Raw genomic sequence first — 1,822 nt, forward strand, 5'->3', positions numbered from 1 at the left:
CCATGATAAATCCGTCTGCTTTCTCGACAGCAGCTCCAATCTCTTCCGGTTCAGCTGCTTCACAGTTCAGGGATTCTACCGATACACCAGCTTTCGTGATACCTCGTGCGATCGCTTGGGCAATCGCTCCAGTATTGCCGTAAGCTGAGGCATAAATTAGAGCAACATTGGCCTCTTGAGCTTGTTGTTGCTTACTCCATTTCCCATAGGACTCAGTCAGTTCTTGAAAGCCATAGCGTACCAAGGGGCCGTGACCGGTAGCATAAAGCTTAGCATCAAAGTCAGCTAATTTAGCTAAAGCTGTTTCCACCTGTCGGGCGTGGGGTGCCATCAGGCAATCAAAATAATAGCGTCGGTCTTCGTTATAAACCCTCCAACCTTCATCCATTACCTGGTCTCCACAGACATGAGCACCAAATAATTTATCTGTAAATAGGATTTGAGTTTTAGGATCGTAGGTACAAAGCTGATCAGGGAAACGGGGATTAGGGGTAGGGATAAAATCTAGGATGTGACCTTCACCTAAATCGAGAGTATCATCCCCTTTCATCACCAGGATTTTGAGCTCCTGTTCTGGAATAGCTTTATCCTCTAGTTTCTCAAACAGAGTGCGCAAAGATTTAGCACCAGGATTGGAGCAAACAAAGGTAATCTGAGGAGCAAGTTTGAGCAGAGCATTCAGGGTAACCAGGCGATTGGGATTGAGGTGACCGAGGATGACATAATCGATCAGCTTTGGGTCAAGGCGTTCTTGTAATGCTTTTAAAAACACCTCTGTAAAGGATTCTCCTGGTGGATCGAATAGGGCGATTTGATCAGCTCGAATTAGAAAAGAATTAGCAGTGGTGCCTCGTTGCAAGGCATATTCGATTTCAAATTTGAGCCGGTCCCAAGTACGCGATCGCAATATGAGGGTATCGGTAGCAATATGCAGGGGTTGGACGTCACGGGGTTTTGTATTGTTCATGGGTTCAGCTTAGCCGATTACATTTATAGCGGTTTTCAATTTGGTGAGGTACACAATTTTGGTATTTTAGGGAGCAGGGAGCAGGGAGCAGGGAGCAGGGAGCAGGGAGCAGGGAGCAGCGATGCAGCGCGGTCTTGGGAAGGCAGCGCGGTCTTGGGGGTCTCCCCCATGAGCGACTGCCGTGGTTTCCCCCATGAGCGACTGCATCAAGACGGGAGCAGGTAATAGAGAGGAGTGAAAAATATGTGTACCTCATTAATGTTATAAATGCTAGAGTATTTAACTCTTAAGGAACACATTTTAAGGAACACATTTTAAAACCAAAACCCCAGCAAGGATTTAATATTTTCAATAAAAATGTGTTTCTTACTAGTGTTGCGCTTTGGCGCGATCGCCCCTAGGCGCGCAGCTGAGATCTTGCACCAGTACAAAAAAACTTAATAACGGAACGGAAGTGATCACAATCAATTTCAGTACGGAAAGCGATGCAGCGCGGTCTTGGGAAGGCAGCGCGGTCTTGGGGGTCTCCCCCATGAGCGACTGCCGTGGTTTCCCCCATGAGCGACTGCATCAAGAGAGATTCAGATTTTATCCCTGTTCCCTGTTCCCTGTTCCCCGTTCCCTACCTTTACAGGTAAATTTTAAACTTGGTGCAAGATGTAGGTTTAGTAATGATTTCCCACTTTCCGATGGTGGATAGCAGTCAGAGACTCTGGCTTAGAAACCCGTCCGGTCTCAACGGTAGAGTAAACAATCCAATGATCACTACACTCCATACGGGTGGTAACTTTACACTCTAGATAGGCTAGGGCATCGCTCAGAATCGGGGAACCGTTTTCTGCGGTTTGTGTATTC

4 protein-coding genes are annotated in these 1,822 nt (G+C 46.9%); all 4 read right to left on the bottom strand.

Going from position 1 to position 1,822, the window contains the following annotated elements; translation table 11 throughout:
- Positions 1-967, bottom strand: a 967-nt coding sequence (locus tag F6K49_RS45300; protein ID WP_293108697.1) for an FprA family A-type flavoprotein, incomplete at its 3' end; no start/stop codon positions are given.
- 66 nt (positions 968-1,033) lie between these two features.
- Positions 1,034-1,162: a hypothetical protein gene (locus tag F6K49_RS45305; protein WP_293108700.1), complete on the bottom strand. Its 129-nt coding sequence runs from the start codon at positions 1,160-1,162 to the stop codon at positions 1,034-1,036.
- 202 nt (positions 1,163-1,364) lie between these two features.
- Complete coding sequence (locus F6K49_RS45310) at positions 1,365-1,526, bottom strand: hypothetical protein (RefSeq protein ID WP_293108703.1); 162 nt, start codon at positions 1,524-1,526, stop codon at positions 1,365-1,367.
- Between the two features lie 106 nt (positions 1,527-1,632).
- Positions 1,633-1,822: flavin reductase (locus tag F6K49_RS45315; protein ID WP_293108706.1), on the bottom strand; the 190-nt coding region annotated here is incomplete at its 5' end.

The organism is Moorena sp. SIO3I6 (genome assembly GCF_010672095.1).

Excerpts from the sequence above, each read along its gene's own strand:
- F6K49_RS45305 (WP_293108700.1), bottom strand. The coding sequence starts at position 1,162 with ATGGGGGAAACCACGGCAGTCGCTCATGGGGGAGACCCCCAAGACCGC.
- F6K49_RS45310 (WP_293108703.1), bottom strand. The coding sequence starts at position 1,526 with ATGGGGGAAACCACGGCAGTCGCTCATGGGGGAGACCCCCAAGACCGC.